The organism is Streptomyces sp. NPDC056527, from assembly GCF_042794475.1.
In the GTDB taxonomy this organism is placed as follows: Bacteria; Actinomycetota; Actinomycetes; order Streptomycetales; family Streptomycetaceae; genus Streptomyces.
Genome location: NZ_JBHTTQ010000129.1, coordinates 1 through 18559 on the forward strand (window position 1 = coordinate 1; position 18559 = coordinate 18559).

General features: G+C 70.3%; 20 protein-coding genes. 19 read left to right on the top strand and 1 reads right to left on the bottom strand.

What is annotated here, in order from left to right:
* The 11 genes from lepB (ACFQ7Q_RS34120) to ACFQ7Q_RS34170 all read left to right on the top strand — a co-directional run.
* Window positions 1–905: signal peptidase I (lepB, locus tag ACFQ7Q_RS34120; RefSeq protein WP_383562053.1), on the top strand; the 905-nt coding region annotated here is incomplete at its 5' end.
* Window positions 898–1962 carry a signal peptidase I gene (lepB, locus tag ACFQ7Q_RS34125; protein WP_383562055.1) on the top strand — a complete coding sequence of 355 codons (1065 nt, stop codon included), beginning with the start codon at window positions 898–900 and terminating at the stop codon, window positions 1960–1962. The genes lepB (ACFQ7Q_RS34120) and lepB (ACFQ7Q_RS34125), both read left to right, overlap by 8 nt.
* A complete protein-coding gene (gene lepB / locus ACFQ7Q_RS34130) occupies window positions 1877–2809 on the top strand; it encodes a signal peptidase I (protein ID WP_383562080.1) in 933 nt (310 codons plus the stop codon). The genes lepB (ACFQ7Q_RS34125) and lepB (ACFQ7Q_RS34130) overlap by 86 nt, the downstream gene beginning before the upstream one ends.
* Window positions 2810–2872: 63 nt before the next feature.
* Entirely contained in the window at window positions 2873–3712 is an 840-nt protein-coding gene (gene lepB / locus ACFQ7Q_RS34135) for a signal peptidase I (RefSeq protein WP_383562057.1), read from the top strand.
* Between the two features lie 26 nt (window positions 3713–3738).
* Window positions 3739–4251 carry an NUDIX hydrolase gene (locus ACFQ7Q_RS34140; protein ID WP_383562082.1) on the top strand — a complete coding sequence of 171 codons (513 nt, stop codon included), beginning with the start codon at window positions 3739–3741 and terminating at the stop codon, window positions 4249–4251.
* Between the two features lie 55 nt (window positions 4252–4306).
* On the top strand, window positions 4307–4615 hold the full coding sequence (locus ACFQ7Q_RS34145) for a DUF2469 domain-containing protein (protein WP_005311352.1): 309 nt from the start codon (window positions 4307–4309) through the stop codon (window positions 4613–4615).
* Between the two features lie 345 nt (window positions 4616–4960).
* A complete protein-coding gene (locus ACFQ7Q_RS34150; protein ID WP_383562084.1) occupies window positions 4961–5287 on the top strand; it encodes a YraN family protein in 327 nt (108 codons plus the stop codon).
* Window position 5288: 1 nt separating this feature from the next.
* Complete coding sequence (locus tag ACFQ7Q_RS34155) at window positions 5289–6902, top strand: YifB family Mg chelatase-like AAA ATPase (RefSeq protein ID WP_383562059.1); 1614 nt, start codon at window positions 5289–5291, stop codon at window positions 6900–6902.
* On the top strand, window positions 6899–8233 hold the full coding sequence (gene dprA, locus ACFQ7Q_RS34160) for a DNA-processing protein DprA (protein ID WP_383562061.1): 1335 nt from the start codon (window positions 6899–6901) through the stop codon (window positions 8231–8233). The genes ACFQ7Q_RS34155 and dprA overlap by 4 nt, the downstream gene beginning before the upstream one ends.
* A 239-nt stretch (window positions 8234–8472) precedes the next feature.
* Window positions 8473–9312, top strand: coding sequence for an RNA polymerase sigma factor WhiG (gene whiG / locus ACFQ7Q_RS34165; protein ID WP_383562063.1), 840 nt, complete (start codon window positions 8473–8475; stop codon window positions 9310–9312).
* Window positions 9313–9365: 53 nt separating this feature from the next.
* The gene (locus tag ACFQ7Q_RS34170; protein WP_383562086.1) at window positions 9366–9923 is read left to right on the top strand and encodes a TetR/AcrR family transcriptional regulator; all 558 of its coding nucleotides are present in this window, start codon (window positions 9366–9368) and stop codon (window positions 9921–9923) included.
* 70 nt (window positions 9924–9993) lie between these two features.
* Here the strand turns inward: ACFQ7Q_RS34170 and ACFQ7Q_RS34175 are convergent, their stop codons facing one another.
* Window positions 9994–10461, bottom strand: a complete 468-nt coding sequence (locus ACFQ7Q_RS34175; protein ID WP_383562064.1) for a M23 family metallopeptidase — start codon at window positions 10459–10461, stop codon at window positions 9994–9996.
* A 257-nt stretch (window positions 10462–10718) separates the two neighbouring features.
* Here ACFQ7Q_RS34175 and rpsB point away from each other — a divergent pair, with 257 nt between their 5' ends.
* The 8 genes from rpsB to ACFQ7Q_RS34215 all read left to right on the top strand — a co-directional run bounded on the left by rpsB (window position 10719) and on the right by ACFQ7Q_RS34215 (window position 18513).
* Complete coding sequence (gene rpsB, locus ACFQ7Q_RS34180; protein WP_383562066.1) at window positions 10719–11630, top strand: 30S ribosomal protein S2; 912 nt, start codon at window positions 10719–10721, stop codon at window positions 11628–11630.
* A gap of 114 nt (window positions 11631–11744) precedes the next feature.
* Complete coding sequence (gene tsf, locus ACFQ7Q_RS34185; protein ID WP_383562068.1) at window positions 11745–12581, top strand: translation elongation factor Ts; 837 nt, start codon at window positions 11745–11747, stop codon at window positions 12579–12581.
* Window positions 12582–12739: 158 nt separating this feature from the next.
* Window positions 12740–13504, top strand: coding sequence for a UMP kinase (gene pyrH, locus ACFQ7Q_RS34190; protein ID WP_383562070.1), 765 nt, complete (start codon window positions 12740–12742; stop codon window positions 13502–13504).
* A gap of 101 nt (window positions 13505–13605) precedes the next feature.
* On the top strand, window positions 13606–14163 hold the full coding sequence (gene frr, locus ACFQ7Q_RS34195) for a ribosome recycling factor (RefSeq protein ID WP_158990977.1): 558 nt from the start codon (window positions 13606–13608) through the stop codon (window positions 14161–14163).
* Window positions 14163–15254: a phosphatidate cytidylyltransferase gene (locus ACFQ7Q_RS34200; RefSeq protein ID WP_383562072.1), complete on the top strand. Its 1092-nt coding sequence runs from the start codon at window positions 14163–14165 to the stop codon at window positions 15252–15254. The genes frr and ACFQ7Q_RS34200 overlap by 1 nt, the downstream gene beginning before the upstream one ends.
* Window positions 15255–15387: 133 nt before the next feature.
* Entirely contained in the window at window positions 15388–17007 is a 1620-nt protein-coding gene (locus ACFQ7Q_RS34205; RefSeq protein ID WP_383562074.1) for an MFS transporter, read from the top strand.
* 155 nt (window positions 17008–17162) lie between these two features.
* Window positions 17163–17621 (top strand): SRPBCC family protein, encoded by a 459-nt coding sequence (locus tag ACFQ7Q_RS34210; protein ID WP_383562076.1) that lies wholly within the window; start codon window positions 17163–17165, stop codon window positions 17619–17621.
* A gap of 355 nt (window positions 17622–17976) precedes the next feature.
* Complete coding sequence (locus ACFQ7Q_RS34215) at window positions 17977–18513, top strand: hypothetical protein (RefSeq protein ID WP_383562078.1); 537 nt, start codon at window positions 17977–17979, stop codon at window positions 18511–18513.
* Window positions 18514–18559: the final 46 nt, after the last annotated feature.

Consider the following 18559-nt stretch of genomic DNA (forward strand, 5'->3'; position numbering starts at 1 on the left):
GGGAGGAGCGGTCGCGCTCCGCGCGTTCTTCCGGACCCGATGGGCCGGACGGGCCGGACGCCGGGCTCGAGGCGCGGGAGCCCGGGCACGACGCCCGGGAGCCCGGAACGGACGAACGGGCGGCCTCGCCGGACTCAGGGCCCGAGGGACGGCCGGCATCCGGGCCCGACGGGCGGCCGGCATCCGGGCCCGACGGGCCGGACTCCGCGGCCACGGAGCGGGACGGGGACGTCTTCGGATGGTCCTGGCGCCGCACGAGCGCCATCGGCGCCCTCTGCGTGGTCTTCCTGCTGCTCCTGAGCCACTTCGTGATGCAGCCGTTCCTGATCCCCAGCCGTTCGATGGAGCCCACCCTCCAGGTCGGGGACCGGATCCTCGTGAACAAGCTGGCGTACCGTTTCGGCGACCAGCCGCGCCGGGGTGACGTCATCGTCTTCGACGGCACCGGCTCCTTCCTCCAGGAGGCCCCCGAGCAGAACCCGGTCACGGGTCTGCTGCACGGCGCGGCCGCCGCCCTCGGCCTCGCCGAGCCCGCCGAGACCGACTTCGTGAAGCGGGTGGTGGGTGTCGGCGGCGACCGGGTCGTCTGCTGCGACGCCGACGGCCGGCTGACCGTGAACGGCGTCCCCGTCGAGGAGTGGTACGTCATGCTGGGCGACGCGCCCTCGAAGGTTCCCTTCGACATCGTCGTCCCGCAGGGCACCCTGTGGGTCATGGGCGACCACCGAAGCCAGTCCAGCGACTCCCGCGACCACCTCGGCCGGCCGGGCGGAGGCATGGTGCCCGTGGAGCGCGTGATCGGGCGCGCGGACTGGATCGGCTGGCCCTTCGGCCGCTGGTCCGAGGTGCAGGAGACCGAAGCGTTCACCTCCGTACCCGCACCCTCGGCGGGCGGCCATGGGTAACCGGGGCAGGCCGGCCGGACACCGGGGCGACACCCCCCTGCCCACCGGCACACGGCCGACGCAGGCAGACGGCCGCCCGCTGCCCGGCCGGGCGGAACGGCGCAGGCTCGCCCGCAAGGTCAAGCGCAGGCGACAGCGCTCCGCGGTCAAGGAGATCCCGCTCCTGATCACCGTCGCCCTGCTGATCGCGCTCGTCCTGAAGACCTTCCTCGTCCAGGCCTTCGTCATCCCGTCCGGCTCCATGGAGCAGACGATCCGGATCGACGACCGGGTCCTGGTCGACAAGCTCACGCCCTGGTTCGGCTCCAAGCCGCAGCGCGGCGACGTCGTCGTCTTCAAGGACCCCGGCAACTGGCTCCAGGACGACACCGCGCCCGTCACCGAGGACCCGATCGGCGTCAAGCAGGTCAAGCAGGTCCTGACCTTCATCGGACTGCTGCCCTCGGCCGACGAGCAGGACCTGATCAAACGGGTCGTCGCGGTCGGCGGCGACACGATCGAGTGCTGCGGCGCCGACGGCCGGATCAAGGTCAACGGCGTACCGCTGGACGAACCGTATCTCCACCCCGGGAACGAGCCCTCGAAGATCAAGTTCAAGGTGACGGTGCCCGCGGGACGGATCTTCGTGCTGGGCGACCACCGGTCGGACTCCGCCGACTCCCGCTTCCACCTCGACGAGAAGGATCGGGGAACGATCTCCGAGGAGGACGTGGTGGGCCGGGCCGTCGTCATCGCCTGGCCGGTGAGCCACTGGCGGCGGCTGGAGGAGCCGGACACGTTCGCGGCCGTACCGGACGGTCGTTCGGGTTCTGTGTCCGCACACGGTGTGTCGCATAGTGTGTCCTCTCGGAATCTGAACGGATTGCCCTGGCTCCCGACCCCTGCGGAACTCCCGCTCGTTATGGGAGTGGTGGGCCTGTCCCTGTTCCGGGACAGGCATGTGCACGGACTGAGGAGTGGATGTGGGGGATGTGGCCGTCGGCGCACGATCCGGACACGACGAGCCGGAGGAGAGGCCCGAGCGGCTCGCCGAATCGGCGGTGGCCATGAGGGATGACTCCTCCGGCCCGCACGACGCCGACCCCGCGGACGGCGAGGGCGAGACCGGACAGAACCAGCAGGACGGACCCGGCCAGGGCGGGAAGAAGCCGCGTTCCTTCTGGAAGGAACTGCCCCTGCTGATCGGTATCGCGCTGCTCCTCGCGCTGCTGATCAAGACCTTCCTGGTGCAGGCGTTCTCGATTCCCTCGGACTCGATGATGAACACCCTCCAGCGCGGTGACCGGGTCCTCGTGGACAAGCTGACCCCGTGGTTCGGCTCCGAGCCGGAGCGCGGAGAGGTCGTCGTCTTCCACGACCCGGGCGGCTGGCTGGAGGGCGAGCCCACCCCCGACCCGAACGCGCTGCAGAAGTTCCTCAGCTTCATCGGGCTGATGCCCTCCGCCGAGGAGAAGGACCTGATCAAGCGCGTCATCGCGGTCGGCGGTGACACGGTCTCCTGCAAGGAGGGCGGCAAGGTCATCCTCAACGGGAAGCCGCTGGACGAGACCTCGTACATCTACCCCGGCTCCTCGCCGTGCGGTGACAAGCCCTTCGGGCCGATCACCATCCCCGAGGGCAGCATCTGGGTGATGGGCGACAACCGCCAGAACTCCCTGGACTCCCGCTACCACCAGAACCTCCCGGGCGGCGGCGCCGTCCCGAACGACGAGGTCGTCGGACGCGCGGTCGTCGTGGCCTGGCCGGTCACCCGCTGGGCGACACTGCCCGTGCCGAGCACCTTCGACCAGCCCGGGCTGAGCCAGGCGCTGGCCGTGGCCCCGGGCGCGGCCGGACTCGCCGGCGCGGTGCCGCTCGTGCTGTGGAACAGGAAGAGGCTCGCGTCTCGGCATACCGCCGAGTAGGAACGCGCGGGTAGGGTGCCGTCCCAGATCGACGAACCGACCTTGAGGGTGGGGAGCGCTGGGATGAGCGGAACGATACGAACGGACGGCGGCCGCGGCCGCCTCGGCAGCGTGCTGTCGGGGCTGGCCGTGGCCGTCGGCTGTGTGCTCTTCCTCGGCGGCTTCGTCTGGGGAGCCGTCCTCTACCAGCCCTACAGCGTGCCCAGCGACTCCATGACCCCGACCCTCGCCGTCGGGTCCAAGGTCCTCGCGCAGCGCATCGACGGCGACGACGTGCGCCGAGGCGACATCGTCATCTTCGAGGACAAGCTCTGGGGCGGCGTGCCCATGGTCAAGCGGGTCGTCGGCGTCGGCGGCGACACGGTCGCCTGCTGCGACAAGGACGGCCGGCTCACCGTGAACGGCAAGGCCGTCGAGGAGACGTATCTGCTCCCCGGCGCCCCCGCCTCCGGGCAACGGTTCTCCGCGACCGTGCCGGACGGGAGCCTCTTCCTCCTCGGCGACGAGCGGCACAACTCCCTCGACTCCCGGGTCCACCTCGAAGAGGCCGGCCAGGGCTCCGTGCCGCGCTCCGCGGTCACCGGCCGGGTCGATGCCGTCGTCTGGCCCATGGACGGCGTCCTGGCGCGACCCGAGGGCTTCGCGGCACTGCCCGGCGGGATCTCACAGCCCGGGCCCGTGATGCCGCTCTTCTACGCGATCGTCGCCGGGTGTGTACTGATCCTTGCCGGGGCCGCGTACGGGCCGCTGGCGGCCCGGCTCGGCGGGCGGTCCGGGGACGGCTCGGGCGGGCGTTCGGGCGGTGCCCCGGGCGGCGGATCCGGCGGTGCGTCCGGTGGTGGCTCCGGCGGGCGGGGAGACGGGACCGGCGGACGGTCCGGCAAGGAGACGGTGAGCACGTGACGGGTACCGAGGGATCGGCAGGGGCGATGGGCTCGGCCGGGGCGGCCACGCCCGGGCGGCAGCTGAGGCGGGTCGCGCGGGTCGTCCTGCTCGACCCCGACGACCGCATCCTGCTCATGCACGGGTACGAGCCCGACGACCCGGGACAGACGTGGTGGTTCACCCCCGGCGGAGGCCTGGAGGGCGACGAGACCCGCGAGGAGGCGGCGCTGCGCGAGCTGGCGGAGGAGACCGGGATCACCGACGTCGATCTCGGACCGGTCATCTGGCAGCGGATCTGCTCCTTCCCCTTCGACGGGCGGCGCTGGGACCAGGACGAGTGGTACTACCTGGCACGAACCACCCAGACCGCGACCGCCCCCGGCGGGCTCACCGAGCTGGAGGCGCGCAGTACCGCGGGGCTGAGGTGGTGGACCTCCGCCGAACTGTCGGCGGCGCGTGAGACGGTGTACCCGACCAGACTCGCCGAACTGCTGCACAGGCTGCTCGACGAGGGACCGCCGAGCGCGCCGGTGGTGCTCGCCCCGGAAATCGTCTAAGGGTGCGAGTGGCTGGCGCACAATAGGTGGACGCACGGCTGAAGGGGAACATGCCATGAGCGCCGAGGACCTCGAGAAGTACGAGACCGAGATGGAGCTGAAGCTCTACCGGGAGTACCGCGATGTCGTCGGGCTGTTCAAATACGTGATCGAGACCGAGCGGCGCTTCTACCTCACCAACGACTACGAGATGCAGGTGCACTCGGTCCAGGGCGAGGTGTTCTTCGAGGTTTCCATGGCCGACGCCTGGGTCTGGGACATGTACCGGCCGGCCAGGTTCGTCAAGCAGGTCCGGGTGCTCACCTTCAAGGACGTGAACATCGAGGAGCTCAACAAGAGCGACCTGGAACTCCCCGGCAGCTGAGGCGCGGGCCGAAACCACCCGCAGGGGTGAGGCGGTTGTCCACAGACGGACAACCGTCCACCAGGATCCACACGCGACATCGCGGAGCGTCACAGTCGGTACCGGAGGTGGTACCGAATGAACACGACCCACGCGACGAACGCAGCCGACCCGACAAGCCCGACCAAGCCGACGAACGCCACGAGCCCGACCGGCCGAGCCAAGGCAACGAGCCCGATCAGCTCGGCGAAGGCACCGAGCGGCGGGGGCACCACGAGCCCGACCGGCCGGGCCAAGGCAACGAGCCGCGCGGGCGCGACGAGCCCGACCAATCCGACGAACGCGCTCGGGCGGTACGGGGAAGAGCTGGCCGTCCGGCGGCTCACCGAGACCGGAATGACCGTCCTCGCACGGAACTGGCGCTGCGGCCGCACCGGCGAGATCGACATCGTCGCCCGCGACGGCGACACCCTCGTCATCTGCGAAGTGAAGACACGCCGCCAAGGCGCCTACGAGCACCCCATGGCCGCCGTCACCCCCACCAAGGCCGACCGGCTCAAGCGACTCGCCGCCTGCTGGCTCGACCGCCACGGAGGACCACCGCCGGACGGCGGCGTCCGCATCGACCTGATCGGCATCGTCCTGCCACGCCGCGGCGCCCCCGTCCTCACCCACGCCCGAGGGGTGGCCTGAGATGGGATTCGCCCGCACCTGCTCCGTCGCCCTCGTCGGCGTCGAAGGCGTCGTCGTCGAAGTCCAGGCCGACCTCGAAGCCGGAGTCGCCGCCTTCACCCTCGTCGGACTCCCGGACAAGAGCCTCAGCGAGAGCCGCGACCGCGTCCGCGCCGCCATCGTCAACTCCGACGCCGAATGGCCCCAGAAGAAACTCACCGTCGGACTCAGCCCCGCCTCCGTCCCCAAAGGCGGATCCGGATTCGACCTCGCCGTCGCCGCGGCCGTCCTCGGCGCCGCCGAGCGCATCGACCCCCGAGTGATCGCCGACCTCGTCCTCATCGGCGAACTCGGCCTCGACGGCCGCGTCCGGCCCGTCCGCGGCGTCCTGCCCGCCGTCCTCGCCGCCGCCGAAGCCGGCTACCAACAGGTCGTCGTCCCCGAACAGACAGCGAGCGAAGCCGCCCTCGTCCCCGGAGTCTCCGTCCTCGGCGTCCGCAGCCTCCGCCAACTCATCGCCGTCCTCGCCGACGAACCCGTCCCCCAAGAAGACGCCCCCGAGGAAGGCCGACCCGACGCCATGCTCGCCGGACTCCTCGTCCCCGGCGCCGGCATCGGCACCGGCCTCGCCGCCGACCCCGCCGACGGACCCGACCTCGCCGACGTCGCCGGACAGCACAGCGCCCGCCGAGCCCTCGAAGTCGCCGCAGCAGGCAGCCACCACCTCCTGCTCTCCGGACCACCCGGCGCCGGCAAAACCATGCTCGCCGAACGACTCCCCGGCATCCTGCCCCCACTCACCCGACAGGAGTCCCTCGAAGTCACCGCCGTCCACTCCGTCGCCGGAATCCTCCCGCCCGGCGAACCCCTCGTCCGCCGCGCCCCCTACTGCGCACCCCACCACTCCGCGACCATGCAATCCCTCGTCGGCGGCGGCAACGGCCTCCCACGCCCCGGCGCGGTATCCCTCGCCCACCGCGGTGTCCTCTTCCTCGACGAAGCCCCAGAGTTCTCCGGCAAAGCGCTCGACGCCCTGCGACAGCCCCTCGAATCCGGCCACGTCGTCGTCGCCCGCGCCGCCGGAGTCGTCCGACTCCCCGCCCGCTTCCTCCTCGCCCTCGCGGCCAACCCCTGCCCCTGCGGACGGCACACCCTCCACGGCGCCGGCTGCGAATGCCCCGCCTCCCTCATCCGCCGCTACCAGGCACGCCTCTCCGGCCCCCTCCTCGACCGCATCGACCTCCGCGTCGAAGCCGAGCCCGTCACCCGATCCGACCTCCTCGGACAAGGCGGCCGCGGCGAAACCACCGCCGCCGTCGCCGACCGCGTCCGCGAAGCCCGCGCCCGCGCAGCGGCCCGCCTCGCCGACACCCCCTGGAACGTCAACAGCGAAGTCCCCGGACACGAACTGCGTACCCGCTACCTCGTCCACCCCGGCGCCCTCGCCACCGCCGAACGCGACATCGAACGCGGACTCCTCACCGCACGCGGACTCGACCGCGTCCTCCGCGTCGCCTGGACCGTCGCCGACCTCGCCGGACACGACCGGCCCGACACCCACGACGTCGAACTCGCCCTCCAACTGCGCACCGGCATCACCCGAGGCGTACCCGTCGCAGCAGGGGTCTCCTCATGACCCGCGACGAAACACGCACCACGCCGACACCACGCCCCACCACCCACGGCGAAGAACACGACACAGAAGAAACACCCCACGCCACCCCTGACGAAGAACGCCTCGCCCGCGCCGCCCTCACCCGCATCGTCGAACCCGGCGACGAACACGCCGGCCGCTGGCTCCGCCGATACGGCGCCACGGGCTTCCTCCGACGCCTCCGCGACGCCCCAGCCGATCACTCGGCCTTCACCCAGGCGGACGGCCCCGACGCCACCCTCCCGCCCCACCCGAGCCCCTCAGCCACACAGGACTCCACCCGCACCCCCGAGACCGGCCCCTTCCCCGGCACCGGCCAGAAACGAATCGACGGATGGCGACGCCGAGCCGCCACCGCCGAACCACGACACGACCTCGACGCCGCCGCCCGCCACGGCGCCCGACTCGTCATCCCCGGCGACACCGAATGGCCCCGACAACTCGACGACCTCGGCGACACCCGCCCAATCGGACTCTGGATCCGCGGCCCGGCCGACCTGCGCACCTGGGCCCTACGCTCCGTCGCCGTCGTCGGCGCCCGCGCCTGCACCCCCTACGGCGCACACATGGCCACCACCCTCGCCTCCGGACTCGCCGAACGCGGCTGGGTCGTCGTCTCCGGCGCGGCCTTCGGCATCGACGGCGCCGCCCACCGAGGCGCCCTCGCCGCCCAAGGCGCCACCGTCGCCGTCCTCGCCTGCGGCGTCGACATCCCCTACCCCCGAGGCCACGCGGGACTCATCGGACGCATCGCCGAACAAGGACTCCTCGTAGGGGAGTTGCCACCCGGAAGCCACCCCACACCCAGCAGATTCATCCTCCGCAACCGCGTCATCGCCGCACTCACCCGCGGCACAGTCGTCGTCGAGGCCCAGTACCGCAGCGGCTCCCTCGTCACCGCCCGCAGCGCCCACCGCCTCGGCCGCCACACCATGGGCGTCCCCGGCGCCGTCACCAGCGGCCTCTCCGCCGGAGTCCACGAACTCCTGCGCGGCGAGGCCACCCTCGTCACCGACGCCGCCGAAGTGATCGAACTCGTCGGCGACATGGGTCAACTCGCCCCCGCCCGCCGCGGACCCGTACTCCCCAGAGACCTCCTCGCCCCGCACACCGCCCACATCCTCGAAGCCATCCCCGCCGGACGCCCCACACCCGCACCGGTGATCGCCGACCGAGCCGGCACCACCCCCGACGACACCCTCGCCAGGCTGTACGAACTGCACGCACTCGGGTTCGTCGAACGACAAGGCGACGACTGGCGGTTGACGAACAGCCCCCCAGAAGGGGCAAACGCACGGCGAGGCGGTACTTGACCTGGAGCATTCGGGTGAAAAGGTAATGCCGATGAACAATCGAGTTCTCTCGGCAGCACCCGAGGGGCCGACACGCGCCACGGCCCGGGTTCGAAGATGTGGACGAGGGAGCCCACCCGGACCGGCGCGATCCGCAGAGGTTCGCTCACCGCGACAGTCCAGTCACGCTACGCTCACCAGGATTCCCTACCGGACACACCCACCGACCCACTCCACAGCAGAACGGCTCAAGGCAACGCATGCCCCAGCACACCTCCGGGCCTGACCGCGCCGCGGTGCCCCCAGCAGCCCGGGGAGGCACCGTGCGACCGCCCGCACCGAAATCGCTCGACGAACTGTGGCGCTCGTACAAGGACACGGGCGACGAGCGGCTGCGGGAACAGCTGATCCTTCACTACTCCCCGCTCGTGAAATACGTCGCCGGCCGCGTCAGCGTCGGACTGCCGTCCAATGTGGAACAGGCCGACTTCGTCTCCTCCGGAGTCTTCGGACTGATCGACGCCATCGAGAAGTTCGACGTCGAACGGTCGATCAAGTTCGAGACCTACGCCATCACCCGCATCCGCGGCGCCATGATCGACGAACTCCGCGCCCTGGACTGGATTCCCCGCTCCGTGCGCCAGAAGGCGCGCAACGTCGAACGCGCCTACGCCACCCTCGAAGCCCAACTGCGGCGGACCCCCTCCGAGAGCGAGGTCGCCGCCGAGATGGGCATCGCCCTGGAGGAACTGCACGCCGTTTTCAGCCAGTTGTCCCTGGCGAACGTCGTGGCACTCGAAGAGCTGCTGCACGTCGGAGGCGAGGGCGGCGACCGGCTGTCACTCATGGACACCCTCGAGGACACCGCCGCCGACAACCCCGTCGAGGTCGCCGAGGACCGCGAGCTCAGAAGGCTGCTCGCCCGGGCGATCAACACGCTCCCCGAGCGCGAGAAGACCGTCGTCACGCTCTACTACTACGAGGGCCTCACCCTCGCCGAGATCGGCCATGTCCTCGGCGTCACCGAGAGCAGGGTCAGCCAGATCCACACCAAGTCGGTCCTGCAGCTGCGCGCCAAGCTGGCCGATGTAGGACGCTGACGCCGCGAGGCCGGTCGTACAGTGGAGCCGTGCCCAGGATTCGAGCGGCCAGTGTGGCCGAGCACCGGACGATGCAGCGCGGCGCCCTGCTGGACGCCGCGCGATCCCTGCTGTCCGAGGGTGGTACGGAAGCGCTGACCTTCCCCGCCCTCGCCGAGCGCACGGGCCTCGCCCGCTCCTCGGTGTACGAGTACTTCCGTTCCCGCGCGGCCGTCGTCGAGGAGCTGTGCGCCGTCGACTTCCCCGTCTGGGCGGCCGAGGTCGAGGCGGCGATGGCCCAGGCCGACACGGCCGAGGGCAAGGTCGAGGCGTACGTACGCAAGCAACTTGAGCTGGTGGGGGACCGGCGTCACCGCGCGGTCGTCGCCATCTCCGCGAGCGAGCTCGACGACGGCGCCCGCGAGAAGATCCGCGCCGCCCACGGCGGTCTCGTCGCCATGATCGTCGAAGCCCTCGCGGACCTCGGCCAGGCCCAGCCCCGCCTCGGCGCGATGCTCCTCCAAGGCGTCGTGGACGCTGCCGTACGCCGTATCGAGCTGGGAGCGGCGGAGGAACCGGACCGGATCGCCGACGCGGCCGTCTCCATGGCCCTCCGAGGCGTCAGCGGCTGATCCTCGATCCTCCTCGGGGCCCCTCCCCCCTCCCTCCCCCCGCCCCCGCCCCCGCCCTAGTGGTCCTGGATCACGGCACCCCCGTCACCGGCAGCAGCCTTGAGGGGCCCTGGCGGAGGAGGGGCAGTGGGTTCAGATAGGTGTCGCCGCGGAGGAGGCCCCAGTGGAGGCAGGACTCCGGACAGTGGGGGGTTTCCTCGGGCGGTGTGGTGAGGGTGGCGACCTGTTGACCGCGGGTGACCGTGGTGCCGGTGGTGACCATGGGGGTCACCGGTTCGTAGGTGGTGCGCAGGGGTGGGCTTCCGGTGTTCGGCAGGGTGATCGTGAGGACTCCGCGGCCCGCCACCCGGCCCGCGAAGGTGACGACGCCGGAGGCCGCCGCGTTCACCGCGGTGCCCGGTGGGGCGGCCAGGTCGAGGCCGCGGTGGCCGGGGCCGTAGGGGCCGGCCGGTGGGTCCCAGCCGCGGATGATCTCGGGGCGGGGTGGTCCCACGGGCCAGATCAGGGTGGCCATCAGGAGCAGTGTCGTGAGGTGCATGGGGATCACACTCCCGGGGGCGCCCGGTTCGTGGGGATCATGGTCGGTATCTGTGGAATACCGGCCGGTTGTGGACAGCGCCGTCACCCGGCACGCCCCGGGTCCCGTACACTTCCTATGGCGATCCGGGTCACCGGGTCGACTTCGCACGCCCCGCCACCCAACCCTCACCGGTCGTGGCAGCGCCTTTTCGGTCCCTTGTGGCACGGCGCGTCGGGGCGTCAGGACATAACCGAGAAACTCAAGGAGATACGGCCATGGCCGTCGTCACGATGCGGGAGCTGCTGGAGAGCGGCGTCCACTTCGGTCACCAGACCCGTCGCTGGAACCCGAAGATGAAGCGCTTCATCTTCACCGAGCGCAACGGCATCTACATCATCGACCTGCTCCAGTCGCTGTCGTACATCGACCGCGCCTACGAGTTCGTCAAGGAGACCGTCGCCCACGGCGGCTCCATCATGTTCGTCGGTACGAAGAAGCAGGCCCAGGAGGCCATCGCCGAGCAGGCGACGCGTGTCGGCATGCCGTACGTCAACCAGCGTTGGCTCGGTGGCATGCTCACCAACTTCTCCACCGTCTACAAGCGTCTGCAGCGCCTCAAGGAGCTCGAGCAGATCGACTTCGAGGACGTCGCCGCCTCGGGTCTCACCAAGAAGGAGCTCCTGGTCCTCTCCCGCGAGAAGGCCAAGCTGGAGAAGACCCTCGGTGGTATCCGCGAGATGCAGAAGGTGCCGAGCGCCGTCTGGATCGTCGACACCAAGAAGGAGCACATCGCCGTCGGTGAGGCGCGCAAGCTCCACATCCCGGTCGTCGCGATCCTCGACACCAACTGTGACCCCGACGAGGTCGACTACAAGATCCCGGGCAACGACGACGCGATCCGCTCCGTCACCCTGCTCACCCGCGTGATCGCCGACGCCGTCGCCGAGGGCCTCATCGCCCGCTCCGGCGCTGCGACCGGCGACTCGAAGCCGGGCGAGAAGGCCGCGGGCGAGCCGCTCGCCGAGTGGGAGCGCGACCTCCTCGAGGGCGAGAAGAAGGCTGACGAGGCCGAGGTCCAGACCTCCGCCGAGACCGAGAAGGTCGCCGACGCCGAGGCTGCCACGGCCGCCGAGGCTGTCGAGGCTCCGGCCGCCGAGGCTCCGGCCGCCGAGGCCGAGCAGGCCTGACCCACGGCCCGACCTTCACAGGTCCGGTTGTTTCGGATGTAGACGGCGGGGGCCCACGAAGCCCCCGCCGTCCACCCGTAGATCTTTCAGACTTCGAGAGAGAAACTCAGACTCATGGCGAACTACACCGCCGCTGACGTCAAGAAGCTCCGTGAGCTCACCGGCGCCGGCATGATGGACTGCAAGAAGGCTCTGGACGAGGCCGACGGCAACGTCGACAAGGCCGTCGAGGCCCTGCGCATCAAGGGCCAGAAGGGCGTCGCCAAGCGCGAGGGCCGCTCTGCCGAGAACGGCGCCGTCGTCTCCCTCATCGCCGACGACAACACCTCCGGTGTCCTCGTCGAGCTGAAGTGCGAGACGGACTTCGTCGCCAAGGGTGACAAGTTCCAGGCCGTCGCCGCCGCGCTCGCCGCGCACGTCGCCGCCTCCTCCCCGGCCGACCTGGAGGCGCTGCTCGCCTCCGAGATCGAGCCCGGCAAGACGGTTCAGGCGTACGTCGACGAGGCCAACGCCAACCTGGGCGAGAAGATCGTTCTCGACCGCTTCGCGCAGTACGCCGACGGTTTCGTCTCGGCCTACATGCACCGCACCATGCCTGACCTGCCCCCGCAGATCGGTGTTCTCGTCGAGTTCGACAAGGAGAACGCCGAGATCGCGAAGGGTGTCGCGCAGCACATCGCCGCCTTCGCGCCGAAGTACCTCACCCGTGAGGACGTTCCGGCCGAGGTCGTCGAGACCGAGCGTCGCGTCGCCGAGGAGACCACCCGCGCCGAGGGCAAGCCCGAGGCCGCGCTCCCGAAGATCGTCGAGGGTCGCGTGAACGGCTTCTTCAAGGACGCCACGCTGCTCGGCCAGCCGTACGCGCTGGACAACAAGAAGTCCGTCCAGCAGATCCTGGACGAGGCCGGTGTCACCCTGAAGCGCTTCACGCGCATCAAGGTCGGCATCTGAGTCCGTACGCAACGGACACCGGACCCCGGTAGGGTCTGAAGCAGTCGTCCACGCTCGCGTAGGACGACCGCAGATCTGACGAGGAGGCCATTGCCGTACGGGAAACCGCAAGGACCCACCGGCAATGGCCTTCGTCGTATGTGCACGAGGAGATCTCCATGAACCAGGGCGCCGCACAGGGCGACGACATCCACGGCAAAAAGTCCGGCCGCTTCATGCTGAAGCTGTCCGGCGAGGCATTCGCCGGCGGCGGCGCGCTCGGCGTCGACCCCGACGTCGTGCACAAAATCGCGCGCGAGATCGCCGCGGTCGTCCGCGACGGAGCGGAGATCGCGGTCGTGATCGGCGGCGGCAACTTCTTCCGCGGCGCAGAGCTGCAGGTGCGCGGCATGGACCGGGCGCGCTCCGACTACATGGGAATGCTCGGCACGGTCATGAACTGCCTCGCCCTCCAGGACTTCCTGGAGAAGGAAGGCATCGACTCCCGTGTCCAGACGGCCATCACCATGGGCCAGGTCGCGGAGCCGTACATCCCGCTGCGTGCCGTGCGCCATCTGGAGAAGGGCCGTGTGGTCATCTTCGGTGCCGGTATGGGAATGCCGTACTTCTCCACCGACACCACGGCCGCCCAGCGTGCCCTGGAGATCGACGCCGAGGCCCTGCTGATGGGCAAGAACGGCGTGGACGGGGTCTACGACTCCGACCCGAAGTCCAACCCCGACGCGGTCAAGTTCGACGCGCTGGAGTACGGCGAGGTGCTCTCCCGCGACCTGAAGGTCGCGGACGCCACCGCCATCACGCTGTGCCGCGACAACAATCTCCCGATCCTCGTCTTCGAACTGCTCGCGGAGGGCAATATCGCGCGCGCGGTGAAGGGTGAGAAGATCGGCACTCTCGTGAGCGACCAGGGCACCCGGGCCTGAGCCTCGGCTCGAATCCGGGTACCTCCCCGCGAGGGGATGGACAGAGCCCTGCCGGTCGTACACCGTGCAGGACAAGACGCGACGACACGCAGGAGCAAGTGGTGATCGAAGAGACCCTCCTCGAGGCCGAGGAGAAGATGGAGAAGGCCGTCGTGGTCGCCAAGGAGGACTTCGCCGCGATCCGCACCGGCCGTGCGCACCCGGCGATGTTCAACAAGATCGTGGCCGACTACTACGGTGCCATCACGCCGATCAATCAGCTGGCGTCGTTCTCGGTGCCCGAGCCGCGCATGGCCGTGGTGACCCCGTTCGACAAGAGCGCGCTGCGCAACATCGAGCAGGCGATCCGTGACTCGGACCTCGGCGTCAACCCGAGCAACGACGGCAACATCATCCGTGTGGTGTTCCCGGAGCTGACCGAGGAGCGCCGCCGCGAGTACATCAAGGTCGCCAAGGGCAAGGCCGAGGACTCGAAGATCTCCATCCGTTCCGTGCGCCGCAAGGCGAAGGAGACCATCGACAAGCTGGTCAAGGACGGCGAGGTCGGCGAGGACGAGGGCCGTCGCGGCGAGAAGGAGCTCGACGACACCACCGCGAAGTACGTGGCGCAGGTGGACGAGCTGCTCAAGCACAAGGAAGCCGAGCTGCTCGAGGTCTGATGAACGACTCTTCCTGGGGGGCCCCGGCCGGTTCCGGCTACTGGGGGCCCGACCAGGGGCCTGCCCCGGCGGGTCCCGCATACGATGGGCTGCAGGCGGCGCAGACTCGGCCCATGCCCATCGTGCCCGACGTCCCCGCCGGCGATCACCAGGACGACCACGACCGGGGGGCCGCTCAGCGGAGCGGTCCCCTGTTCCGTGACGAGACGCCGAACGAGCACCCGCAGGAGCCCATGTCCAGCCCGTCGCAGCCCGCTCCCGCGGCTCCGCAGAAGAAGAGCGCGGGGCGCGACCTGGGCGCTGCCATAGGGGTCGGCGTCGGGCTCGGCGCCGTGATCGTCGCGTCTCTGTTCATCTGGAAGGCCGCGTTCGTCGGCGTGATAGCGGTCGCCGTCGTGGTCGGCCTGTGGGAGCTCACCTCCCGTCTGCAGGAACGCAAGGGCATCAAGGCTCCGCTCGTCCCGCTCGCCGTCGGCGGTGCGGCGATGGTGGTGGCCGGGTATGTCCGGGGCGTGGAGGGGGCCTGGGTCGCCATGGCCCTGACCGCGCTCGCGGTGCTGGTGTGGCGTATGACGGAGCCGCCCGAGGGCTATCTGAAGGACGTCACGGCGGGTGTGTTCTCCGCGTTCTACGTGCCGTTCCTGGCGACATTCGTGGCGTTGATGCTGACGGCCGACGACGGGCCGGAGCGGGTGCTCACGTTCCTGGTGCTGACGGTGGTCAGTGACACCGGTGCGTATGCGATCGGCTGGCGCTTCGGCAAGCACAAGCTGGCTCCGCGGATCAGTCCCGGGAAGACCCGTGAGGGTCTGCTCGGTGCGGTGGCGTTCGCGATGGCGGCGGGCGCGCTGTGCATGGAGTTCCTGATCGACGGTGGCTCGTGGTGGCAGGGTCTGCTGCTGGGCCTCGCGGTGGCGGCGAGTGCGACGCTCGGCGACCTCGGCGAGTCGATGATCAAGCGTGATCTGGGCATCAAGGACATGGGCACGCTGCTGCCGGGGCATGGCGGCATCATGGACCGGCTGGACTCCTTGCTGCCGACCGCTCCGGTGGTGTGGCTGCTGTTCGTGCTGTTCGTCGGCACGGCCTGACAGACGCATTCGTGGTGAAGGGCCCGTCGTCCCCTCGGGGACGGCGGGCCTTTCCCGTTGGTGGTGCCGCCATGCGATGGACGTCCACGGCGGGTCGTGACCGTGTCGTCGGGGGCGTTGGCACGATGCGGCCATGGCACGCAGGGGAGGCAGCGCGGACGGTACGGCGGCGGGGGCACGACTCGTCCTGTTGACGCTCGCCGCCGGTCAGTTCCTGATGGCGCTCGACAGCTCCGTCATGAACGTCTCGATCGCGACGGTGGCGAACGACGTCGGGACCACGGTGACGGGGATCCAGGGCGCCATCACGGCGTACACGCTGGTGATGGCGATGTTCATGATCCCCGGGGGCAAGGTCGGGGCGCTGATCGGCCGCAAGCGCGCGTTCATGATCGGTTGTGTCGTCTACGGGTGCGGGTCCCTCACCACGGCGCTGGCACCGAACCTTTCGGTGCTGCTGTTGGGCTGGTCGTTCCTGGAGGGGATCGGGGCGGCGCTGATCATGCCGGCGATCGTGGCCTTGGTGGCCGGCAACTTCGCCACGGAGCGGCGCGCGGCGGCGTACGGCATCGTGGCGGCCGCCGGTGCGGTGGCCATCGCTCTGGGGCCGCTCATCGGTGGCGTCGCCACGACGTACTTCTCCTGGCGTTGGGTCTTCGCCGGCGAGGTCCTGGTGGTGCTCGTCATCCTGGTGTTCGCCCGCCGGATCGCGGACACGGTGGGCGAGGAGCGCCGTCGGATCGACCTCGTCGGCGCCGCGCTGTCCGCGCTGGGGCTGGGAACCTTCGTCTACGGCGTGCTCCGCTCGGACGAGTGGGGCTGGTTCCGGCCGAAGCCCGACGCACCGTCGTGGCTCGGTGTGTCGATGGTCGTGTGGCTGATGCTGGCGGGCCTGCTGCTGGTGTGGCTGTTCCTCCGCTGGGAGGCCCGGCTCGTGCGCCGCGACCGGGATCCGCTCATCGACCCGGCCATGTTGCGGAACAGGCAGCTCTCCGGCGGTCTGACGATGTTCTTCTTCCAGTACCTGGTCCAGATGGGTGTCTTCTTCGTCGTACCTCTCTATCTGTCCGTGGCGCTGGGTCTGTCCGCGCTCATGACCGGGGCGCGGATCCTGCCGCTCTCGGTGACCCTGCTGGCGGCGGCGGTCCTGATTCCGCGCTTCTTCCCGGACGTCTCGCCGCGGCGGGTGGTGCGGCTCGGGGTGCTCGCGCTGCTCGCGGGCGCGGTCGCCCTGATGGCCGCGCTCGACGCCGACGCCGACGCGGAGATCGTGACCGTTCCTCTTCTGCTGATCGGGCTCGGCATGGGTGCGCTGGCCTCGCAGCTCGGTTCGGTCACCGTGTCCGCCGTTCCGGACAGCAAGAGCGCGGAGGTCGGCGGTATCCAGAACGCCGTGACCAATCTCGGTGCCTCGATCGGTACGGCGCTGGCCGGGTCGCTGCTGATCGCGGCGCTCACGTCCTCGTTCCTGACCAGCGTCGAGCAGAACGCGGCGATTCCGGCCGAGGTCAAGAACCGGGCCGCCGTGGAACTTCAGAGCGGCGTTCCGTTCCTCTCGGACGCCCAGCTCGAGACGGCTCTCGACGAGGCGGGCACCAGCCCGGAGGTGACTCGGGCAGCCCTCGACGCGAACGCCGCCGCCCGTCTGGACGGCCTGCGGGCCGCGCTGGCGATCCTTGCCCTCGCCTCGGCCCTGGCGCTGTTCTTCACCCCGCGGATCCCCACCACGCAGCCCGGCTCGCCTCGGGCCTGACGGGCGCGTGTCGCCGCTGCGCGGTCACCGGTGGGGAAGCCGTTCGGACCTGTCGGAGGGCGGGGGCGAGCGGTCCGCGTGAGGCTGGGGTGAGGCCCAGGGCGCCGGACGGCGAGCCCGTGGCGGCCCTAGCGTCCGGAAGGAGCGTGATCGGCATGGCCCGGAACCGCCGTCTGATCCTGAGCACGCCGTCGGAGGTCTGGCAGTTGCTGTCCAACGGCCACCGTTACGGGGAGTGGGTCACGGGAACCCAGCAGGTCCTGGCGGCCGACCCGCACTGGCCGGACGTGGGCGCCCGCCTGAAGGTCCGGGTCGGCGGCGGCCCCTTCACCCTCGACGACACGGTCGTCGTCCGCATCTGCGAGCCGGGGCGGCGCCTGGAGCTGGAGGCGAAGGCGGAGCCCTTCGGTGCGGCCCGTATCTCGATGACCTTGCTCCCGTGGGGCGAGCACACGCTCTTCACCCTCGACTGGCATCCCCTCCGGGGCCCGGGAATCCGGATGCACGGGCTTCCCGTGGACTACATCGTCGCTGTCCGCAACGGCATGATGCTGACGAAGCTGGCGAGGATCGCGGTCCAGGAGCACACCGAGAGCACGGTCCAGGCCGTCTGAGAGCCGTACGAGCCTGCCCGGCGCCGGCCCGGGGGCGTGCGCCGTGTGAGGCGGGCTGAAAGGCCCGCCGGTCAGGCGAGTTCGTGGCGCTCGGGTGCCTTCCGCGTCTTCACCCCGCCGACGACGAGCGCCGGCCCGGTGGGCCGAAGGCCGACGTTCTTGTGCGTCCAGCCACGGTGATCGGTGCAGAAGTCCGCTGGTGAGGGCGGTCGCGAGTCCCGAGGGCCTTTGGGCCAGCGCTGTCACTCGACCGGTCCGGTCCGGCGTGACATGTGTCCGGCCGGCTGGACAGGCTGGGATTCCGTCTGCGGGACGTGCGTGGAGACGCGGTCCCGCCTCACTGATGGGAGCACCCATGCGCGGTCATCTCACGCGCGCCGCCACCAAGGTCAGCCTCGTTCTGGCCACGTTGGGCCTGATCACCACCACAGTCACGACCGCCGCCGCGGCCCGGCCCGTACAGATCATCGACCGACAGACCGTCGTGCTGCCCCTGAGCGGCACGTTCAATGCCTTCTTCTCGGAGCCGATCGACATCACCGGCAGCGTCCGGGTCAGGGTCGTCACCGAGTCCGAGCCGGACGGCGGCGGCATCGCCCGTGTGACCAGCACCCTGCTGAACACCACCGGCGTCGGCGAGGTCAGCGGCGACAGCTACCGCTTCGTCGGCAGCGACACCAACGAGGTCGCCTGGCCGCCTGGTCCGGTCACCCCGCTGACCTTCAATCCCACCTTCTTCAAGGTCTACCCGCCGGGCCCCGTCGTCCCGCCGAACCCGATCCTCCCGCCGCACCCCATCCAGCCCGTCATCGTCGACGTGACGCTCGCATCGGACGGCGCCATCGAGAACATCAGCGCGCAGGTCGACCCAGGCACCATCGACAACCCCTGAGACCGGCGAGCCGAAGCACACATGCCGACGGCCCGGCATCCCGCGC

Bases quoted from the DNA above. Each gene is read 5' to 3' on its own strand.
- lepB (WP_383562055.1), top strand. From the start codon at position 898: ATGGGTAACCGGGGCAGGCCGGCCGGACACCGGGGCGACACCCCCCTG.
- lepB (WP_383562057.1), top strand. From the start codon at position 2,873: ATGAGCGGAACGATACGAACGGACGGCGGCCGCGGCCGCCTCGGCAGC.
- ACFQ7Q_RS34140 (WP_383562082.1), top strand. From the start codon at position 3,739: ATGGGCTCGGCCGGGGCGGCCACGCCCGGGCGGCAGCTGAGGCGGGTC.
- ACFQ7Q_RS34145 (WP_005311352.1), top strand. From the start codon at position 4,307: ATGAGCGCCGAGGACCTCGAGAAGTACGAGACCGAGATGGAGCTGAAG.
- ACFQ7Q_RS34155 (WP_383562059.1), top strand. From the start codon at position 5,289: ATGGGATTCGCCCGCACCTGCTCCGTCGCCCTCGTCGGCGTCGAAGGC.
- dprA (WP_383562061.1), top strand. From the start codon at position 6,899: ATGACCCGCGACGAAACACGCACCACGCCGACACCACGCCCCACCACC.
- whiG (WP_383562063.1), top strand. From the start codon at position 8,473: ATGCCCCAGCACACCTCCGGGCCTGACCGCGCCGCGGTGCCCCCAGCA.
- ACFQ7Q_RS34175 (WP_383562064.1), bottom strand. From the start codon at position 10,461: ATGCACCTCACGACACTGCTCCTGATGGCCACCCTGATCTGGCCCGTG.
- rpsB (WP_383562066.1), top strand. From the start codon at position 10,719: ATGGCCGTCGTCACGATGCGGGAGCTGCTGGAGAGCGGCGTCCACTTC.
- tsf (WP_383562068.1), top strand. From the start codon at position 11,745: ATGGCGAACTACACCGCCGCTGACGTCAAGAAGCTCCGTGAGCTCACC.
- pyrH (WP_383562070.1), top strand. From the start codon at position 12,740: ATGAACCAGGGCGCCGCACAGGGCGACGACATCCACGGCAAAAAGTCC.
- ACFQ7Q_RS34200 (WP_383562072.1), top strand. From the start codon at position 14,163: ATGAACGACTCTTCCTGGGGGGCCCCGGCCGGTTCCGGCTACTGGGGG.
- ACFQ7Q_RS34205 (WP_383562074.1), top strand. From the start codon at position 15,388: ATGGCACGCAGGGGAGGCAGCGCGGACGGTACGGCGGCGGGGGCACGA.
- ACFQ7Q_RS34210 (WP_383562076.1), top strand. From the start codon at position 17,163: ATGGCCCGGAACCGCCGTCTGATCCTGAGCACGCCGTCGGAGGTCTGG.
- ACFQ7Q_RS34215 (WP_383562078.1), top strand. From the start codon at position 17,977: ATGCGCGGTCATCTCACGCGCGCCGCCACCAAGGTCAGCCTCGTTCTG.